This window comes from Roseomonas sp. TAS13, assembly GCF_001950415.1.
In the GTDB taxonomy this organism is placed as follows: Bacteria; Pseudomonadota; Alphaproteobacteria; order Acetobacterales; family Acetobacteraceae; genus Roseomonas; species Roseomonas mucosa.
Genome location: NZ_BDLP01000736.1, coordinates 1 through 855, shown reverse-complemented (window position 1 = coordinate 855; position 855 = coordinate 1). Strand labels below are relative to the sequence as shown.

General features: G+C 68.7%; 1 protein-coding gene. It reads left to right on the top strand.

All coding sequences use genetic code 11. The features are described from left to right. The first annotated feature begins 42 nt into the window (after window positions 1-42). On the top strand, window positions 43-855 hold the full coding sequence (locus ROTAS13_RS25215; protein ID WP_027281464.1) for an IS5 family transposase: 813 nt from the start codon (window positions 43-45) through the stop codon (window positions 853-855).

The following is an 855-nucleotide window of genomic DNA, read 5'->3' as shown; positions in this document are numbered from 1 at the left end:
CTAGAGGCTGTTGTGGACTGACGTGAGGGCCAGATTTGCGGGATGACCCGCAAGTCCTATCCGTCCGACGTATCTGATGAGGAATGGGCGTTGGTTGCGCCCTATCTGGTGCTGCTGCCCGAGGCGTCGGGGCAGCGGCGCCATGCCTTGCGCGAGGTGTTCAACGGGCTGCGCTACGTGGTCAAGACGGGCGCGCCCTGGCGCTGGATGCCCAATGACCTGCCACCATGGGACATCGTCTACGCCCAGGCCCGGCGCTGGCTGGCGGCGGAGGTGTTCGAGGCGATCGTGCACGACCTGCGGGCCGTGCTGCGGCTGGAGGCAGGCCGCGCGGCCGAGCCGACGGCGGCGGTGCTGGACAGCCGGACGCTCCGATCCACCCCCGAGAGTGGGGCCAGGGCGGGCTACGACGGGGCCAAGCGCAAGCGGGGCTCGAAGGTGCATGCGGCCGTCGATACGCTCGGCCACCTTCTGGCGCTGCACGTCACGCCGGCCACCGCCGACGACCGTGCCGAGGTCGGGCGCCTGGCCGACGCCGTCCAGAATGCCACCGGCGAGAGCGTCGAGATCGCCTTCGTGGACCAGGGCTATACCGGTCCGAAGCCCTCTGAGGCTGCCGCCAGGCACGGCATTCAGCTCGAGGTCGTCCGCCACCACGAGGCCAAGCGCGGCTTCGTCCTCCTGCCCAGGCGTTGGGTGGTGGAACGCTCCTTCGCCTGGGCTACCCGCTTCCGACGCCTCGTCCGCGACTATGAACGCCTGCCCGAAACACTCGCAGGCCTCCATCTCGTCGCCTTTGCTTGCCTCATGCTCAAGCACCTCACCTCAATCACCCAGGTCCACAACAGCCTCTAG